Below are 18,090 nucleotides of genomic sequence, written 5' to 3'. Positions count from 1 at the left end.
CACATTGCGGAGCACACCCATGTTTGAATCCTTTGGTTTTGAAACTCTGACCCCAGTCACAGCCAGCCTCTATCTGGCCCTTGCCCTCGGCGTCGCCTTCGGCGTGCTGGCCGAGATCACCCGCTTTTGTCTGCGCCGCGCCCTCGTGAGTGCTGACCCATCCGAGCGCCGCTCTGCGGGCGGCGTCTGGCTCATGGCCCTCGCAGTCGCCCTCATCGGCACACAAGCCAGCGTCGCCACAGGCCTCATCAACTTTGACAGCCACAGACTGCTGGCCTCCGATCTGCCGGTGCTGGCAATACTCCTCGGCGGCCTCGCCTTTGGCGCAGGCATGGTGCTCACCCGCGGCTGTGCCTCACGTCTCGCCGTGCTCTCAGGCTCAGGCAACCTGCGTGCTGCCTTCGTCCTCGTGCTCTTCGCGATTGCGGCTCACGCCGCGCTCAAAGGCGTGTTTGCGCCGCTCTCCTCAAGCCTTGCCAGTGTGACACTCCCCTTGGGTGATCTGACATCCCTCGCAGCCCTCCCTGGCGGTGCCCTGCCCTATACAGCTGCGCTGGCGCTCGGCTTCCTCGCCTTCGCCCTGCGCTCAGGCGCAAGCAAGCTCAACCTCGCCCTTGCGGCGCTCATCGGCCTGATCGTACCCGCGGCATGGGTCGGCACAGGGTATATCCTTTTTGATGAGTTTGATCCGATCGTGGCCGAAAGCCTCAGCCTCACAAGCCCCGCCACAGCCACGCTTTTCTGGGGCATTGCAAGCACTTCGATCACACCAGGCTTCGGCGTCGGCCTCTTCGGGGGTATCCTCGCGGGCGCAGCAGCCTCTTCGCTCATCTTTGGGCGCTTCGCATGGCAGAGCTTTGAAAGCCCAGCTCAAACAGGCCGCTATGCGCTTGGCGCTCTGCTCATGGGTCTTGGCGGTGTGCTCGCAGGTGGCTGCACCCTAGGCGCAGGCCTCTCAGGCATCCCGACACTCGGTTTCGCAGCCTTCCTCGCCCTTGCAGCAATCATCGTAGGCGCGAAAATCGCGGGCCGTGTCCTTAATGAAAGCGGTTCCGGATACGGCGCACAGCCATCCACACAAGCCCTACAACCGGCAGAGTAACCAACGCACTCAGCATCCCTTTGTCAACGCCGGCCAAGGCCTTGGCAAAGGGATAAGCCGCGTAAGTCACCAAATTCACAGCATAATAACTGATAGCGACCACCGAGAGTCCCTCCACAGTCTGCTGCAACCTAAGCTGCAAATCAGCCCGCTTGTTCATGCTCTCCAAAAGCGCCGAGTTCTGCGCGCTCCGCTCGACTTCAACTCGCGTTCTGAGCAGCTCCCCCGCCCGCATCGCCCGATCAGCCATCTTGCTCAAGCGCGCCCGCGTCGCAGCCACAGTGCGCATCGCTGGATCATAGCGGCGCATCATAAACTCGCCAAAGGTCTGGCGTCCCTCAAAACGGGACTCCCGCAAAACCGAAATCCGCTCATGTACCAACGCTTCGTAAGCCTCTGTCGCTCCAAAACGGAAAGACGAGGTCGCAGACAGCGCCTCAAGCTCAGCTGAAACACTCAAAAGCGCATCCAGCGTGGCCTCTGCAGGCGTCTCCGAGAGCGTCATATCCTCCATCAAGCCAGAAAGCTGCGCATCAAACTTTGCCAAAGGCCCACTCAGGCTACGCACCCGCGCAAACCCGAGCATTGAGAGGGTCTTATAGGTCTCTATCTCGCACAGCCGCTGAACAATCCGCCCCGTGCGCTGCGGCCCTGTCCCCTCATTCACAAACACTGCAAAGCGCATATGCCCTGCTGGATCGATGTGAAAATCGCCCGCAATCACAGCGGCCCCATCCAGAACGTATGACACAGCCACACTTTCAGGCACAAACCACTCCGCCACAGCCTCCTTGATCGTCGCAACAACAGGGCTTGGCCCCACCCTGACCAAAGCGCTCGTGACCCGCTCCATGCCAGAGGCCGCAAGCCAGTCATCGGGGAAAATGTTAAAGTCCGCCGCATCAAACGCGCGGTCAGATACGCCCGTAAAAAACGCGGTATAGGTTACAAACTCGGTGTGGCTCTCCCACTTCAGGGTATGGCGGCCAATCTGCCCCGAATAATGCGTGGCATGAGGCGCAGGATGCGCCGCGCCGTAGCGGTCGAGCAAGGCACAGAGATGCGCAAGGTCAGCAGCGCGGTTCCGCCCTGCCGCGTCTTTCTTGGGACGCAGCGCTACAAAAACAGCAGTGGCCGAGGTCGCAATACTCGGAAAAGGGCGTGCATGAAGCTCGTTGGCCAGCTCGTATCGAAGCGGATGGTCTTGCAAAGCCGTCATAGCGCGCTCTCCTGTGTTCTGGGCACCCTAACGCGCTCGGCGCACATGTAAATACGCAATTTGCCGCAAAATCAATAAGTTAGCGGAATACATTTGTATACAGAAACGAAAAAGGGCGCCCCTCCGCAGGACGCCCTCTCTGGTCAATCATCCGGAATGATCAGTCGATCATCGGCAAAAGCTTATCAAGGCTCGCCTTCGCATCGCCATAGAACATCCGTGTGTTCTCTTTAAAGAACAACGGGTTCTCGATCCCCGAATAGCCGGTGCCTTGCCCGCGCTTGGAAACGAAAACCTGTTTCGCCTTCCAGCACTCGAGCACTGGCATACCAGCAATCGGGCTGTTCGGATCGTCCTGCGCTGCAGGGTTTACGATGTCATTGGAGCCGATCACGATGGCCACGTCGGTTGACGGGAAGTCTTCGTTGATCTCATCCATTTCCATCACGATGTCATAAGGCACTTTAGCTTCGGCCAAGAGCACGTTCATATGCCCAGGCAGACGCCCCGCAACAGGGTGAATGGCAAAGCGCACGTTCTTGCCCTTGGCACGCAGCTTGCGCACAAGATCCGCAACACCCGCCTGCGCCTGCGCAACAGCCATACCATATCCAGGAATGATAATAACGCTGTCCGCCTCATTGAGCGCCGCCGCGACACCTTCTGCTTCAATGGCAATCTGCTCGCCTTCCACAGCCATTTGCTCGCCCTGTGGGCCACCAAAACCGCCGAGAATAACGCTGACAAACGAACGGTTCATCGCCTTACACATGATGTAGCTCAGGATCGCACCTGATGAGCCAACAAGCGCACCCACAACAATCAAAAGATCGTTGCCAAGGCTAAAGCCAATAGCCGCAGCCGCCCAGCCTGAGTAGGAGTTGAGCATCGACACAACCACAGGCATGTCCGCGCCGCCAATCCCCATGATCAGGTGATAGCCGATAAACAGCGCCGCCAGCGTCATGATAAACAGCGGAAGGAAGCCACCTGTGTTGAAATACCAGATCAGGGTCAGCAGCGAGATACCCGCAGCAGCCGCATTGAGCATATGCCCACCCGGAAGTTTCTCTGCCGCAGATGTCAGACGCCCCGCAAGCTTGCCATAGGCCACAACAGAGCCCGTGAATGTCACAGCCCCGATGAAGATCCCGAGGAAAAGCTCAACCCGCAGAATGGCAATTTCAACGCCATCTTTCTTCGCAAGAAGTGCGGCAAAGCCCTCGAGTGCTTTTTTGGCACTGTCGTCCATCGCCATAACACGGCCCAGCTCGATGTGCGCGTTGAAGCCCACAAAAACAGCTGCCAAGCCAACAAGCGAGTGCATCGCTGCGACAAGCTCTGGCATCTGTGTCATCTGCACTTTGGTTGCAAGTTGATAGCCGATAAGCCCGCCCGCCCCGATCAGAACAAGCGACAAAAGCCATAGGCCCGAGCCCGGTCCAATCAGCGTGGCAAACACAGCCAAAGCCATGCCCGCAATACCATACCAAACCGCACGCTTAGCACTTTCCTGCCCCGAAAGGCCGCCCAGCGAGAGGATAAACAAGACTGCGGCAACTACATAAGCCGCTGTGGTGAAACCATAATCCATTGATCAAGCCTCCCTTAAGATTTCTGGAACATGGCAAGCATGCGCCGTGTGACGAGGAAGCCCCCGAAGATATTGATCCCTGCCATAAAGACAGACAGTGCCGACAAGAGGATCACAAGGAAAGAGCCTGAACCGATCTGCATCAGCGCGCCCAAAATGATGATCGAGCTGATCGCATTGGTCACAGCCATGAGCGGCGTGTGCAACGAATGCGCAACCCCCCAGATCACTTGGAAACCAACAAAAACAGCCAGCACAAACACGATGAAGTGCTGCATGAAGCTCGCGGGTGCAACAAGCCCAACACCGAGCAGAAGCACGGCCCCAACGGCCAGAAGCGTCACTTGGTTCTTGGTCTGCTGCTTGAACGCGGCCACTTCTGCAGCGCGTTTTTCCTCTGGCGTCAGCTCCTTCACTTCCACCTTGGGCTTGGCCGCAATCGCAGCCACCTTTGGGGGCGGCGGCGGGAAGGTGATTTCCCCCTCATGGGTCACAGTCGCACCACGGATGACATCGTCTTCCATATTGTGGTTGATCTGCCCGTCCTTCTCAGGCGTCAGATCGGTCATCATGTGGCGAATGTTTGTCGCATAGAGGTTTGACGCCTGCGTCGCCATGCGGCTCGGGAAGTCGGTGTAGCCAATAATGGTCACGCCATTCTCGGTCACAATCTTCTCGTCCATCACAGTGAGTTTGCAGTTGCCACCCTTCTCAGCAGCAAGGTCCACAATCACAGAACCAGGCTTCATCGCCTTGACCATATCTTCGGTCCAAAGCTCTGGTGCCTCACGGTTCGGAATAAGGGCCGTGGTGATCACGATATCAACTTCAGGTGCCAGCTCGCGGAATTTAGCAAGCTGCGCTTCGCGGAACTCAGGGCTTGAAACAGCCGCATAGCCGCCTGTCGCGGCGCCGTCCTGCTGGTCTTCCTCAAAGTCGAGATAAACAAACTCGGCGCCCATTGATTCGACTTGTTCCGCCACTTCGGGGCGCACATCAAACGCATAGGTGATCGCGCCAAGCGAGGTTGAAGTGCCGATGGCCGCAAGCCCAGCCACACCAGCCCCCACAACCAAAACTTTCGCAGGTGGAACTTTGCCCGCCGCCGTAATCTGGCCTGTGAAGAAGCGGCCAAAGTTGTTACCCGCTTCAATAACGGCGCGGTAACCCGCAATATTGGCCATGGAGCTGAGCGCATCCATTTTTTGCGCACGGCTGATCCGTGGCACCATTTCCATCGCAATAACATTCGCGCCCTTGGTCTTGGCCGCGGTCATGCCCGCGTCGTTCACCGCAGGGTTAAAGAATGAAATCAGGGTCTTGCCCGCCTTGAGGTACTTCAGCTCTTCGGCTTCAGGCTGGCGCACCTTGGCGATAATATCCGCGTCTTTCCAAAGGGCAGCAGCGGTTTTTTTCACGCTCACGCCGGCGGCCTTATAGTCCGCGTCCGAATAGCCAGCGCCCGCGCCTGCGCCCGTTTCGATCATGCACTCATATCCGAGCTTTTGCAGGTCAAGTGCCGAGGCAGGCGTCATGGCAACCCGCGCCTCGCCTGCAAACACTTCCTTTGGCGTTCCAATTATCACGTTAGCGTCCCCTCTAGTTTCTCTTCAGTTTCGGCAATATTGGCCGAGAAATATTATTGCGCCGAAAGTCTCATCGACTTTTGTAAAAGTTCGCCGCGAAGTCAATGCCGCATTGCGGCATTCCCCGCAGTTTCTGTAAACCCCGCCATCAAAGCCAACGGCGTGTCTCCTTTTCATAGGCATGAAACGCCTGACCGAAAGCATGCCGAAGCTTAGCTTCTTCGCCTTCGATAAACCGCCAGCTGATCAGCCACATGAACACAGGCACGAGCACAAGGCTAGGCCAAGCCCCCCAATAGAGCGCAAACCCCGCCAAAACGAGCGCATCTCCCAGATAAATCGGGTTGCGGCTCAGACTAAAGACACCCCCCGTCACTAGCTGGGAGGCATCATGCCGTGGAATGATCGTGGTTTTGGCACGATACATCTGCACAACAGCCGCCACCATAAGCGCCGCCCCCGTCCCGATCAACGCAAAGCCAAACGGCTCGGTCGGCAGCACCCCACCCACAGGCAGAAGCACAGACTGCACCCACGCAAGCGCGATAAAACCAACAAGCCAAACAGGCGGGAGATCAACCCAATGTATCACGGTTTATAAGCCGCCGTTTCCTGCCAGCCAGTGTAGCCCGACTGCAAAACAACCACATTTTCATGCCCCAAGAGCCGCGCCGCAAACGTCGCCTGCGCACTGAGCGTACCCGTGTTGCAATAGAAAATCACCATGCCCGTCTCGGGCAACTCTTCAAGACGCGCAGGCACCTCACGCCACTCGATGTTGACAGCGCCCTCGATATGACCCGCCGCAAACTGCTCCGCATCGCGCGTGTCGACAAAAACCGCCGCCGCAAACACATCTGCATCAATCTGCTGGGGGAGGATGATACCCTGCTCATAAGTGGCAAAGTCCATATACCCTTGCACAGCCTCAGCAACAGCGTCCTGATCCGCAAAAGCGGGCGCCGCAACCATAGACAGTGCCAAAAGTGTAGCTTTAAAGCTCATTCCCATTCCATTTCCTCAAAGACACGGCCCGCATTCTTCGTGGCGAGCTCTTCAAATGTGTCCAGATGCTCCCATGGGGACTGGTCCACGTAATAGGCGCCACCAAGGTCTCCGCCCTCCTCAATATGCGCACCGATCTTCTCGCGCAGATCCTTGAGATAATCGACCGTACCACGCGTCACCACGGCCAGATTGGTCGGATGCCCATGGCCCGGAATCACATAGGTCGGCGCGAGCGGGATAAACTTCTCTTCAAACGTCTCAACCCAACATTTTGAGCAGGTATCGGCAAACAAAGGCGGCATCCGCTCGTGAAAGGCAATATCCCCCGCAATCATCATACTCCACTCAGGTATCCAGACCTGCGTATCGCCTGGCCCATGGGCCGGACCGAGATGTAATATCTCAAATTTAACGCCACCAAGCTCATAATCGTAGCGGTCCGAAAAGCTCAGGTTCGCTGCGACAGTTCGCGTGCCCTCGGCCTTGTCACGGTTGTAGCGCTTCATCCCCTCAAGGATAAAATGCCCGTTCTCCTCAACCTCGTGAATCGCATCTTCATGGGCGAGAATATCAACACCCTGATCCGCCCAGTAGGAATTGCCGAGAAAGGCATGGCCTTGTCCGTTTTCGTTGATCACAAGTTTGACAGGCAAATCAGTCACCGCTTTGATCTCATCATGCAGCGCCGCCGCCAGCCGCGCCGAGGCGCCACCATTGACAACAACAACGCCCTCAGACGTCACAACAAAGCTCAAGTTGTTGTTATGACCTGAGTTTTCATAAGTCGGCGGGGCCGTGGCCCCAATCGCAGTGAAAACATGAGGGATAAATTCAACAGGCTTGGCGTATAGCTCGCTCTGTGGATACTGATCAGCAATATCTTCGCTCGCAGCCACCGCGCCCGCAATCATAGCGGCCAAAGCACCCGTCACGATCCATCTTGAAATTCGTACCATGTTTACCCCCTCCTCCTCGGTTCGGCGCAGCATACACATTCATGCGAGTGAATGTCTAACGCATTTCTAATGCCTATCTGCCTTGCCCTCCGCGCAACACCACGTAAGGTGTACCATCCCAATACCATGCCCCCGCGCCAAAGGACATATCATGACCGACTTCGCCGCCACCAAAGCCATGTTCCACATTCCCGACGGGATGATTTATCTGGATGGCAACTCACTCGGCCCCCTGCCCAAGGCAGCGCCTGCGCGCGTGGCCAAAGCCATGACAGAAGAATGGGGCGAAATGCTCATCACGGGCTGGAATAAGGCAGGCTGGATGGCCAAAGCCACCGAAGTCGGCGACCGCGTGGCAAAGCTGATCGGGGCCGAGGCTGGCCATGTCGTCATGGGCGATACGCTCTCCATCAAGGTCTATCAGGCACTGGCCTCCGCCCTTGAGCTGCGCCCAGAACGCCGCGTGATCCTCTCAGACAGCGGCAACTTCCCCTCTGATCTCTACATGGCCGAAGGCCTCATCAAATCTCTCGGCCAAGGCCACGAACTGCGCATCGTCGCGCCTGAAGAGGTTGAGGAAAACATCACCGAGGACGTCGCCGTAACCCTGATCACAGAAGTCGACTACCGCACAGGCCGCCTGCATGACATGAAAGCCCTCACCGCCAAGGCGCATAGCGTCGGCGCACTCACAATCTGGGATCTGGCCCATACCGCAGGTGCAACAGACGGGAAACTTTCAGAGGCGCGTGCCGACTTTGCCGTTGGCTGCACCTATAAATACCTCAACGGCGGCCCTGGCGCGCCAGCCTTTATTTATGTTGCCCCCCAGCACGCCAATCTGGTCCGTCCTGCACTTTCAGGCTGGCTTGGCCATGATGCCCCCTTTGCCTTTGACCTGTCCTATCGCGCAGGCGCAGGTATTGAGCGGATGCGTGTCGGAACGCCCCCGATCCTTGCTCTGGCGAGCCTTGAGGCCGCCCTCGACGCTTGGGCGACCGTGGATATGAGTGATCTGCGCACCCGCTCCCAAGAGCTGACGCAACTCTTTTTGGAAGAGGTTGAGCGGCGCTGCCCAATGCTCACGTTGGCCTCCCCACGCGATGCGGCGGCGCGTGGCAGCCAGATTTCCTTCAGTTTCGAACAGGGTTATGCCGCCATGCAAGCCCTGATTGCGCGCGGCGTCATCGGCGACTTCCGCGCGCCAGACATCATGCGCTTTGGCTTTACGCCACTCTTCATCGACGAGGTCGATGTTCTGCGCGCCTGTGATGTGATCGAGGAGGTGATGACGGGCAAACTATGGGACAAACCTGAGTACCACGCCCGCGCGGCTGTCACTTGATATCGAATTTTGCTTCGCAAAATCCGACCATCTGGGGGCTTTGCCCCCAGCCCACCAAGCTGTTTGCAGAGCAAACGCCTAGACCGATAGAGAGAACTTGTTGCGCGGGACCAGCGGAATATATCTATAAAAAATAAGAGGTTATGCTGAGGAAAGCTGTGGTTTCGCAGCTTTGGCTTCGGCCCACTCATGTGTGGCTGCGCCGAAAGCCTCAAAGAGTGGGCGCGACACAGGGTCGTTGGCCGCGTTCCACTCAGGGTGCCATTGCACAGACATCGTAAAGCCCTTGGCGTCTTTGATATAAATCGCCTCGGGCGTGCCATCATGGGCATAGCCTTCAATCACAACCCGCGGACCTGCCTTGCAAATACCTTGGCCATGAAGCGTATTGGTCATCACGGCCTCCGCGCCGACAAGCCTGTGAAAGCGCCCACCGGTCTCAAAGCGGACCTCGTGGCGCAGCTCGAATTTTTCCTCCAGAGTTCCATCTGGCGGCATCCGGTGATTGTCGCGGCCAGGCAGATCACGGATTTCGGGGTGAAGCGTTGACCCAAAGGCCACTGCCACTTCCTGAAAGCCACGGCAAATGCCAAAAAACGGCTGGCCACGTTCCGCACAGGCGCGCACGAGAGGTAGAACAATCGCGTCGCGCGCGCGGTCAAACTCGCCATGCGCCTCTGTCTCGGCCTCGCCGTATTCCTCAGGGTGCACATTGGGCCGCCCGCCCGTGAGCAGAAAGCCGTCGCAGACCTCCATCAACTCTTCAACAGAAACAAATCGCGGGTCCGCAGCGATCAGCATCGGCAAACAACCCGCCACCTGCGCCACGGCCTCGGTGTTGATGACCCCGCCCCCATGGGTGAGGTAGGTTTCGTTGATCAAATGCTGGTTGCCGATGATCCCCACAACGGGGCGGCGCTTGGGCGTTTCATGTTTCATAGCCGCATAGGTAATACGGGATTTCAGTTAAGAAAAGCCTCTCTTGTGCAGGACAAGCAAAAGGCCCCCGCATCCCGCGAGGGCCCTGTGTAAATTTTGAGCACCGTGACGCTTTAGTAAACGCCGACTTCGCTGCCCGTCTGCGCGGCCATTTTGAGCGTGCCAAACATATACTCCGCACCCGAGCGGAAGCAGACCACAGTCAGCGCGTCAGCCTCATGCATCCAAAAAGCTGCCGCCACTTGAGCAATCCGCGTACGGCGGATTTCGCCCGCCTGAAAGCCGCTCATGTCCACAGGGGCCAGCTTGGCGATCACTTCACGCGCATGCTTGCCCGAAACCGTAAAGACAGCCCGTGCATCGGAGACATTCTCGGCCATAAAGTGCTGGCCTTTCAGCGCTTTGTTCAGCTTTTCGACAGCGCCATCCGCCTCGTCATGAGGGACCATAACAAGCACTTCGTCAGGGCTCATCCACGCCAGACCGCTCTGGCCGTTGACAACACAGCCGCGCTGGCCAGGCATATCAACGCCACTGACGGCCTTCAAAGCAGCCTTCACCTTGCTCGCGGACAGATCACCCCGAAAGCTGATCATCCCGCGCAAGCCCGCTTCTTTTACCGAGGCAATCCCCTCAAAGGACGCGCCAGCAAGGGCGCTTCTCACATCAGACATTTTGCTTCTCCCCTTCAGGGTCATAGAAAACCGCGCTCACAATCTTTGCGGTATAGGTCTTCCCGTCTGTTCCGGGGAAGTCCACAGTCTCGCCCATGCGCTCAGGCCCCTTGTGGATCAGGCCCATAGCGATGCCTTTGCCCAAAGTCGGCGAGAAATATGTCGAGGTCACACGCCCCTGCACATTGCGCTGGCCGTTGGCGTTTTCCCCCTCAGAGACAGCATAAGCCCCATCAGGAATAACCGAGCCATCAACTGTCTCAAGCCCGACAAGTTGCCAGCGCTCGGGGTCAGCCATAAAGGCACGCTCCTGTGCGCGCTTACCAAGGAAGTCTTCTTTCTTCTTGGAAATTGCCCACGACAGGCCCAAGTCCTGCGGAATGATCGTTCCGTCGGTCTCATCGCCAATCATGATAAAGCCCTTCTCGGCCCGCATCACGTGCATCGCTTCGGTGCCATAAGCGGTCGCGTTAAACTCGGCTCCCGCCTCAAAAAGCGCATCCCAAAGCGCGCGCCCCTGAGAGGCAGGCACAGCAATTTCGTAAGACAGCTCCCCCGCAAACGAGATCCGGAAAATCCGCGCATCAAAGCCACCCAGCTTGCCTGAAGTATACTCCATAAAGCCAAGCGCCTCCTTAGAGACATCAACGCCTCCAAGCGTCTCAAGCACTTTGCGTGAGTTCGGCCCGACAACACCGATCTGCGCCCATTGCTCGGTCGCATTGGTCACATAAACCTGCCAGTCCCACCATTCGGTCTGAAGCCACTCTTCCATATGGCCATGGATGCGCTCAGCGCCCCCCGTCGTGGTGTGGCAGAGGAAGGTTTCCTCATCGAGCCGCACAACAACACCATCGTCAGACAAGAAGCCGTTTTCAGAGCACATAAGCCCATAACGGCATTTGCCAGGCTTAAGTGTGCTCATCATATTGGTGTAAAGCATATCAAGGAACTTGCCCGCGTCAGGCCCCTTAACGATCAGCTTGCCGAGTGTTGACGCATCCAGCAAACCAAGGCTCTCGCGGGTTGCTAGAATCTCACGGTTCACCGCCTCATGCACGCTCTCGCCAGCGCGCTGATAGGTATAGGCGCGCCGCCATTGACCCACTGGCTCAAAATAGGCGCCATTGGCCTCATGCCAGTCATGCATCGGCGTGCGACGCAAAGGCTGGAAGACCTCTCCGCGCGCTTCCCCCGCAATAGAGCCAATCGAGATCGGCGTGTAAGGCGGGCGGAACGTCGTTGTGCCCGTCTCAGGGATCGCCTGTCCGAGCGTTTCCGACAAGACAGCCAAGCCATTGATGTTGCTCAGCTTGCCCTGGTCCGTCGCCATGCCGAGCGTGGTATAACGCTTGGTGTGCTCGACACTTTCGTAGCCTTCACGCGCGGCAAGCTGCACATCAGACACCTTCACATCGTTCTGATAATCCAGCCACGCCTTCATGCGAAGCTTTGGCCCCGCACCTTGCGGCATCATCCAGACAGGCTCAAGCGGCGCTTCTGCCGCCTGCTCAAAATCGGGCAACTTGACAGCTTTGGCCGTCAGCCCAAGAGCCTCAACAGCCTTGCGCCCCGCATGGTCGGCATCAGCCAGACCCACACCCATATCCATCACACCATTGGCCGCACCTGCAGGGATAACAAATCCCTCGCCTGTTGCGCCCAAGGGCGGCCGTGTCTCGTCAGGGCGGAACATAGCGTGCTCCTCATCCCAAACAAGCTTGCCGCCGCAATGGCTCCAGAGGTGCACAACAGGAGACCAGCCGCCTGACATAGCCACCGCATCGCAAGCGATCTCCTCAAGCACACCACCTTCGCCAGCCTGCGCACAAATCTTGACAGATTTGACGCGCTTGCCGCCAGTGACTTTGGCAATCGCCTTGCCATTTTCCACACGGATGCCTGCTGCACGAGCAGCGTCTGCCGCCGCTCCGCCGCCGCCTGCGCGGGCGTCAAGGATCACAGGCACATCAAGACCAGCCGCCTTGACAGCCATCGCTGTTTTATATGCATCGTCGTTGTTGGTGACAACAACCACACGGTCGCCCGCGCTCACACCATAATCGGCGATATAGTCGCGCAAAGCCCCTGCCAGCATCACACCAGGGATGTCGTTGCCCGCAAAGCTGAGAGGCCGCTCAATCGCACCAGACGCCGTGATGATCTGGCTCGCACGGATTTTCCAAAGGCGATGGCGTGGCCCTTCCAGCTCTGGCGCATGGTCGCGCAGGCGCTCATAGCCGAGAAGGTAGCCGTGGTCGTAAACCCCTGCTCCCATCATCCGCGTGCGCAGCGTGACGTTTTCCATAGCTTCAAGCTCGGCCACAAGGCGTGCGACATACTCACCCGCAGGTGCGCCATCGAGTTCGCCGCCATCGACAGCCGCGCGCCCACCCCAAAACGGATCTTGCTCCATGAGAAGCACTTTCGCACCTGAGAGAGCCGCGGTCTTGGCCGCTTGCAAGCCTGCAAGTCCGCCGCCGATAACTGCGACATCCGCAAAGAAATAGAAGTGCTCATATGTATCAGCATCGCGTGCCTTGGGCGCTTGGCCAAGGCCCGCTGACTGGCGGATAAACGGCTCATAAATGTGCTTCCATGCGAACCGCGGGAAGAGGAACGTCTTGTAATAAAACCCAGCAGGCAAGAAGCGTGCAAAAGAGTTGTTGATCACCCCGATGTCAAACTCAAGGTTTGGCCAGTGGTTCTGGGATTTGGCGGCCAGCCCATCAAAGACTTCCGTGGTCGTGGCCCGTTGGTTGGGCTCAAACTTGCCGCCCTCACCCATGTTCATCAAAGCGTTCGGCTCTTCCGCGCCCGACGCCACAACACCGCGTGGGCGGTGATACTTGAACGAACGGCCCATCATCATCTGGTCATTGGCCAGAAGCGCTGAGGCCAGCGTGTCGCCCTGAAAGCCCTTCAGGCTCTTGCCATTGAAGGAAAAAGTAACAGGCTTTGAGCGGTCAATACGGCGTCCGCCGTGCGTGAGACGTGTGCTCATTTGAAGTTCCTCCAGCTCCATCCCGGGCGCTTGGCCGTCAGGATGTCTTTAATCTCTTTGGGCGGCTCAAACGACTGAGCGCTATACGTCCCAAACACTTCGAGCGTCATCGTGCAGCGCGCCGCGTGAAACCACTTGCCACAGCCGTTTGCATGGCGCCAGCGCTCCAGATGCACCCCCTTGGGGTTTTCGCGCATAAACAAATATGTCTCGAAGTCTTCATCTGACGAGCCAGGCCCAAAACGCTTCAAATGCGCCTCGCCTCCCGCGTGAAACTCCGTCTCTTCGCCTTTGATCCCGCAATAGGGGCATTCAAGGATAAGCATCTCATATCCTCCTTAATGTGCCACGCCAGCGGCAACAGATTCATCAATAAAGCGGCCTTCAATAAAGCGCTCCATACCAAACTCCGCAGACAGCGGCCCAGGCTCGCCCTTGGCAATCAGCTCCGCAGTCGCCCAGCCGCCGCCCGGAATGGCCTTAAAGCCCCCCGTGCCCCAGCCCGCGTTGATAAAGCAGTTGCCCAGCGGCGTCTTGCCTATCACGGGTGAGCGGTCGCCAGTGACGTCCACAATCCCGCCCCACTGGCGCAGCATCTTCAGACGCGAAACCATCGGGAAGGTCTCCACAAGCGCGCGCACCGTCTCCTCGATATGATGGAACGAGCCGCGCTGTGTATAGTTGTTAAACCCGTCCGTGCCGCCGCCAATGACCATCTCGCCCTTGTCGGACTGGCTCATATAGCCGTGCACCGTGTTGGCCATAACAACCACATCCATGCATGGCTTGATCGGCTCAGACACAAGCGCCTGAAGCGCAACAGATTCCATCGGAAGCCTGAAGCCCGCCATATTCGCCAGCGCGCCCGAGTTCCCCGCAACAACAAGGCCAAGCTTGTCGCAATCAATCGCACCCTTCGTGGTGTCCACACCCGTGACTTTGCCGCCCGATGAGCGCACACCCGTCACTTCGCACTGCTGGATGATATCCATGCCCATATCCGAGCAGGCCCGCGCATAACCCCAAGCCACAGCATCGTGCCGCCCTGTGCCGCCGCGCGCCTGATACAAGCCACCAAGGACAGGATAGCGTGGCCCCTCGAGCGAAATGATCGGCACCAGCTTTTTCACTTCTTCTGGCCCGATGAAGCGTGTCTCAACGCCCTGCAACATATTGGCATGCGCCGTACGCTTGTAGCCGCGCACCTCATGCTCGGTCTGCGCCAGCATGATCACGCCTCTAGGGGAGAACATGACGTTGTAGTTCAGATCCTGAGACATCGTTTCATACAGGGAACGCGCCTTTTCATAAAGCGCCGCTGATGGGTCCTGCAGATAATTGGAACGAATGATCGTGGTGTTGCGGCCTGTGTTGCCGCCGCCAAGCCAGCCCTTCTCGATGATCGCCACATTGGTGATCCCAAAGTTCTTGCCAAGATAGAAAGCCGTGGCCAGCCCATGGCCGCCCGCGCCCACGATGATCACATCGTATTTTTTCTTGGGCTGCGGTGAACGCCACGCGCGCTCCCAACCTGTATGAAAGCGCGCAGCCTCGCGTGCCACAGCAAATGCAGAATACCGTCTCATGGCTCGAATCCAATCGTGTTAGATGCTTGCATCCTGTCTGCCCCAAAAGCGCTCCGCATCCACCCAGCATTGCGCCACAATCCCTCACAATTGCGACATCATCGCGCGCGCATCCGATTTCCCCTTCCCAGTCGCCCCCCGCCGCCCTAAATACCGCTCATGTTATTCTGGATAATCTCCGCCGCTCTGGCCCTGCTCATCGCCGCTCTCTTCGCCCTCGCGCTGCTCACCCGTCGCGCCGAAGCCGAGCACCCCGCCGCCTATGACCTGCGCATTTACCGCGACCAGCTCAAAGAAGTGGAACGTGATCTTGCCCGCGGCGTGATCAATGAGGCCGATGCCGAGCGCATCCGCACCGAAGTGGGCCGCCGTGTTCTGGCCGCCGATGCCCAGCTGGCCATTGCCGATGTCTCAAGCCAGCAGCCGCGCGCCCTGACCATCGTCATCGCCGCTACAATCGCCCTCATCCTCACAGGGGGTGGCGTTGCCATCTACACACAGCTTGGCACGCCTGGCCTTGGCGATCTGCCTCACAAGGCGCGCCTGCAAGCCTCCCAAGACCTGTACAGCAGCCGCAGCAGCCACGAGGCCTTTCTTGCCCGCCTGCCAGTGCGCAACGCCCCGCAACAAGAGGCGGGCTATCTTGAACTGGTTGAGCGCCTGCGCGAAGCCGTGGCGAGCCGTCCAGACGAGCTTCAAGGCCAGCAGTTCCTGGCCCAGAGTGAAGCCCGCCTTGGCAACTACGCCGCTGCGCGTGCCGCTCAAAGTGCTGTTATCCGCCTCAAAGGCGAGGCAGTGGGCGCAAGTGACTTCGTGACCATGGCGCAAATGTATATCACAGAAGCGGATGGCTACGTCTCTCCCGAAGCCGAGGCCGCATTGCGCCGCGCCCTGCGCGCGGACCGTACAGACCCCGTCGCGCGCTACTTCCTTGGTCAGATGTGGCTCCAAAACGACCGCCCCGACCGCGCCTTTGGTCTCTGGTCACAGCTGCTCAACGAAGGCCCCGAAGAGGCTCCATGGATCGCCCCGATCCGCCAAAGCATTGATGATATCGCTTGGCTCGCAGGCGTCGAGTACACCCAGCCCGCACCGAGCGAAATGGCAACAGACATGCCTGGACCAACGGTTCAAGACATTGAGAACGCAGGCGAAATGACGCCAGAAGAGCGCCAAGAAATGGTCCAAAGCATGGTCCAGCGCCTCAATGACCGCCTCGCCACAGAAGGCGGAACCCCCGAAGAATGGGCGCGCCTGATCAGCGCCTATGGCTCTTTGGGCGATGAGGGCCGCGCCCGCGCGATCTGGCTAGAGGCACAACAGCGCTTTGCAGACACGCCTGACGCCCTTGAAACGGTCCGTCGCGGTGCGGCGCGCGCAGGGGTCGACCAGTGATCTGCGAAACCCCCCAAGAGTTTGTTGCCGCCCTGCCCGCTTACGGGGCGCTCATGGGCCTTGATCTTGGCGACAAGACCATCGGCCTTGCCGTGTCTGATACCTTCCGAAGCTCTGCAAGCCCGCTGGAAACCATCCGCCGCAAAAAGTTCACCCCCGACGCCACGGCCATGCTCGCCGTGGCCACCGAGCGCAACATCGCTGGGCTCGTGCTCGGTCTGCCGCGCAACATGGACGGAACTGAAGGCGCGCGCTGTCAATCGACCCGCGCTTTTGCCCGCTCCCTCACGCGCATGACGGACCTTCCGATCACCTATTGGGATGAGCGTCTCTCCACGGTTGCCGCAGAAAAAGCCCTGCTTGAGGCGGATACGACCCGAAAACGTCGCGCAGAGGTGATCGACCATGTCGCTGCCTCCTATATCCTTCAAGGGCTGCTCGACCGTCTCGGGCATATGAAGGCAGAGTGATATGAGCGAAAACTCCAAAGTCTGGCAACGCGCCGAGATCGACAGCCCCTGCATCCAGATCTGTGTGGTGCACCCCGAAACGCGGCTCTGCACAGGCTGCGCTCGTTCGATTGACGAGATTGGACGTTGGTCGCGCATGTCTCCCGAAGAGCGCCGCGCCATCATGGCCGAACTTCCAGCCCGCGAAGCGGCCCCCACAGGCCGCCGCGGTGGCCGCGCCGCCCGTCTCAACCGCTGAACACGACAGGACAACCGCATGCGTCGCAGCCTGCTCACCGCCTCTTGTTGCCTTCAATATCCGAAATTTGCAGCCGCACCGTGCGCCGCATTAAGTTAATTTTGCTTAACATTTACCGCTAAGGGCGGTGCACGGGGTGTGCACGCGTTGTGCACGCATATCACCCCCCTAGAATCAGCGTGTTTTGAGCGCCTTAACCATATGGCACGCAGCCTTAGGGTCGGCTTAATCCGCTTCCAGCCAGCGCCGCCGATCGGTCAGCTCTGGACGGAAATAGGCAATCATGCGCGGCGCGGTTTCAGCCCCGCTCCAAGGCGCAACACCATGCAGAGCAAAACGGTGCACAAGATAGGCCTCACCAACGGCTGCACGCACCTCAACCCTCTGACATGTCTCAAAAATCTCCGAGCGGACCGCTGTGTAGGCCGCAGTAAGATCAACCCTATGCCACTCGGCCTCAGGCACGCCCTCAAAGGCCGCCCTCAACATCGCCGCAAGCTTGAGGTGGCTCCCCTCCCAGACAACCAAAGGGCTCGCCGCACTCTCGCTTAACGGAACCCCCAGCACCCACGCATGATACTCCCCCATCCGCCTCTGCCGCTCAGGCAGCTCCATTTTCAACCCATCCAAATGCGCCGCATCGCGTTTGGCCCGATATCGACCCGCCGCTTCGCTCTCTCCCACGCGAGGCTTAGGGTAACCAGGATAGATCACCGAAAGCTGCGCAGGATGCAGCGCCAAGGAGCCAAACAGATGTGTCGCAAACTCATAGGCCGTCCCGCCAAGCACCATGCCGGCCTCAACGGCGCCCATGCCATTGCTGGGCAAAGCGTCTACCCCGACAAACCAGGTGCCCTCGCATTGATGCCAATGAGCATTTTCAGGGGCATCAACAGCGGTCCAAGCAGGCGCAGACACAGATCCGACCCAGTTCAGAAGTCGGTCATCATGTGGAAAATTCAACCAACCTCTTT

Annotated in this window: 17 protein-coding genes; 5 read left to right on the top strand and 12 right to left on the bottom strand. The window is 58.6% G+C overall.

What is annotated here, in order from left to right; all coding sequences use genetic code 11:
• Positions 1–19 precede the first annotated feature (19 nt).
• The gene (locus DSM117340_RS04730) at positions 20–1,102 is read left to right on the top strand and encodes a YeeE/YedE thiosulfate transporter family protein (protein WP_089889020.1); all 1,083 of its coding nucleotides are present in this window, start codon (positions 20–22) and stop codon (positions 1,100–1,102) included.
• On the opposite strand, the gene DSM117340_RS04725 is transcribed toward DSM117340_RS04730, so the two are convergent.
• The 6 genes from DSM117340_RS04725 to DSM117340_RS04700 form a co-directional block, all read right to left on the bottom strand.
• Positions 1,038–2,321 carry a DUF3422 domain-containing protein gene (locus tag DSM117340_RS04725; RefSeq protein WP_089888274.1) on the bottom strand — a complete coding sequence of 428 codons (1,284 nt, stop codon included), beginning with the start codon at positions 2,319–2,321 and terminating at the stop codon, positions 1,038–1,040. The genes DSM117340_RS04730 and DSM117340_RS04725 overlap by 65 nt on opposite strands.
• Before the next feature lie 160 nt (positions 2,322–2,481).
• Positions 2,482–3,915 carry an NAD(P)(+) transhydrogenase (Re/Si-specific) subunit beta gene (locus DSM117340_RS04720; RefSeq protein WP_089888272.1) on the bottom strand — a complete coding sequence of 478 codons (1,434 nt, stop codon included), beginning with the start codon at positions 3,913–3,915 and terminating at the stop codon, positions 2,482–2,484.
• Between the two features lie 14 nt (positions 3,916–3,929).
• On the bottom strand, positions 3,930–5,501 hold the full coding sequence (locus DSM117340_RS04715; protein WP_089888270.1) for a Re/Si-specific NAD(P)(+) transhydrogenase subunit alpha: 1,572 nt from the start codon (positions 5,499–5,501) through the stop codon (positions 3,930–3,932).
• Between the two features lie 148 nt (positions 5,502–5,649).
• Positions 5,650–6,093 (bottom strand): isoprenylcysteine carboxylmethyltransferase family protein, encoded by a 444-nt coding sequence (locus tag DSM117340_RS04710; RefSeq protein WP_245724359.1) that lies wholly within the window; start codon positions 6,091–6,093, stop codon positions 5,650–5,652.
• Positions 6,090–6,506, bottom strand: coding sequence for a rhodanese-like domain-containing protein (locus DSM117340_RS04705; RefSeq protein WP_245724358.1), 417 nt, complete (start codon positions 6,504–6,506; stop codon positions 6,090–6,092). Before DSM117340_RS04705 ends, DSM117340_RS04710 begins: the two co-directional genes overlap by 4 nt.
• Complete coding sequence (locus DSM117340_RS04700; RefSeq protein WP_089889014.1) at positions 6,503–7,420, bottom strand: MBL fold metallo-hydrolase; 918 nt, start codon at positions 7,418–7,420, stop codon at positions 6,503–6,505. The genes DSM117340_RS04705 and DSM117340_RS04700 overlap by 4 nt, the downstream gene beginning before the upstream one ends.
• Before the next feature lie 196 nt (positions 7,421–7,616).
• Between DSM117340_RS04700 and kynU the strand changes: the two genes are divergently transcribed.
• Positions 7,617–8,810, top strand: a complete 1,194-nt coding sequence (gene kynU / locus DSM117340_RS04695) for a kynureninase (protein WP_089888266.1) — start codon at positions 7,617–7,619, stop codon at positions 8,808–8,810.
• Positions 8,811–8,951: 141 nt separating this feature from the next.
• Here kynU and DSM117340_RS04690 read toward each other — a convergent pair whose 3' ends face one another.
• The 5 genes from DSM117340_RS04690 to DSM117340_RS04670 all read right to left on the bottom strand — a co-directional run bounded on the left by DSM117340_RS04690 (position 8,952) and on the right by DSM117340_RS04670 (position 15,013).
• Positions 8,952–9,749, bottom strand: a complete 798-nt coding sequence (locus DSM117340_RS04690; protein WP_089888265.1) for a gamma-glutamyl-gamma-aminobutyrate hydrolase family protein — start codon at positions 9,747–9,749, stop codon at positions 8,952–8,954.
• Positions 9,750–9,862: 113 nt separating this feature from the next.
• Positions 9,863–10,423 carry a sarcosine oxidase subunit gamma family protein gene (locus DSM117340_RS04685; protein WP_089888263.1) on the bottom strand — a complete coding sequence of 187 codons (561 nt, stop codon included), beginning with the start codon at positions 10,421–10,423 and terminating at the stop codon, positions 9,863–9,865.
• Positions 10,416–13,427, bottom strand: coding sequence for a sarcosine oxidase subunit alpha family protein (locus DSM117340_RS04680; RefSeq protein ID WP_089889012.1), 3,012 nt, complete (start codon positions 13,425–13,427; stop codon positions 10,416–10,418). The genes DSM117340_RS04685 and DSM117340_RS04680 overlap by 8 nt, the downstream gene beginning before the upstream one ends.
• Positions 13,424–13,753, bottom strand: a complete 330-nt coding sequence (locus DSM117340_RS04675; RefSeq protein WP_089888261.1) for a sarcosine oxidase subunit delta — start codon at positions 13,751–13,753, stop codon at positions 13,424–13,426. Before DSM117340_RS04675 ends, DSM117340_RS04680 begins: the two co-directional genes overlap by 4 nt.
• Positions 13,754–13,765: 12 nt before the next feature.
• Positions 13,766–15,013 carry a sarcosine oxidase subunit beta family protein gene (locus tag DSM117340_RS04670; RefSeq protein ID WP_089888259.1) on the bottom strand — a complete coding sequence of 416 codons (1,248 nt, stop codon included), beginning with the start codon at positions 15,011–15,013 and terminating at the stop codon, positions 13,766–13,768.
• Between the two features lie 159 nt (positions 15,014–15,172).
• Here DSM117340_RS04670 and ccmI point away from each other — a divergent pair, with 159 nt between their 5' ends.
• From ccmI to DSM117340_RS04655, 3 genes are read left to right on the top strand one after another with little or no spacing between them, the layout of a single operon-like run.
• Positions 15,173–16,408: a c-type cytochrome biogenesis protein CcmI gene (gene ccmI, locus DSM117340_RS04665; RefSeq protein WP_089888258.1), complete on the top strand. Its 1,236-nt coding sequence runs from the start codon at positions 15,173–15,175 to the stop codon at positions 16,406–16,408.
• Positions 16,405–16,878, top strand: a complete 474-nt coding sequence (gene ruvX / locus DSM117340_RS04660; RefSeq protein WP_089888256.1) for a Holliday junction resolvase RuvX — start codon at positions 16,405–16,407, stop codon at positions 16,876–16,878. Before ccmI ends, ruvX begins: the two co-directional genes overlap by 4 nt.
• A gap of 1 nt (position 16,879) precedes the next feature.
• Positions 16,880–17,116: a DUF1289 domain-containing protein gene (locus tag DSM117340_RS04655; RefSeq protein WP_089888255.1), complete on the top strand. Its 237-nt coding sequence runs from the start codon at positions 16,880–16,882 to the stop codon at positions 17,114–17,116.
• 225 nt (positions 17,117–17,341) lie between these two features.
• Here the strand turns inward: DSM117340_RS04655 and DSM117340_RS04650 are convergent, their stop codons facing one another.
• Positions 17,342–18,079 (bottom strand): hypothetical protein, encoded by a 738-nt coding sequence (locus DSM117340_RS04650; protein WP_245724357.1) that lies wholly within the window; start codon positions 18,077–18,079, stop codon positions 17,342–17,344.
• Between the last annotated feature and the right edge of the window lie 11 nt (positions 18,080–18,090).

Source organism: Lentibacter algarum, from assembly GCF_040580765.1.
GTDB classification, from domain to species: Bacteria; Pseudomonadota; Alphaproteobacteria; order Rhodobacterales; family Rhodobacteraceae; genus Lentibacter; species Lentibacter algarum.
This window is presented reverse-complemented; position numbering and strand designations above follow the sequence as displayed.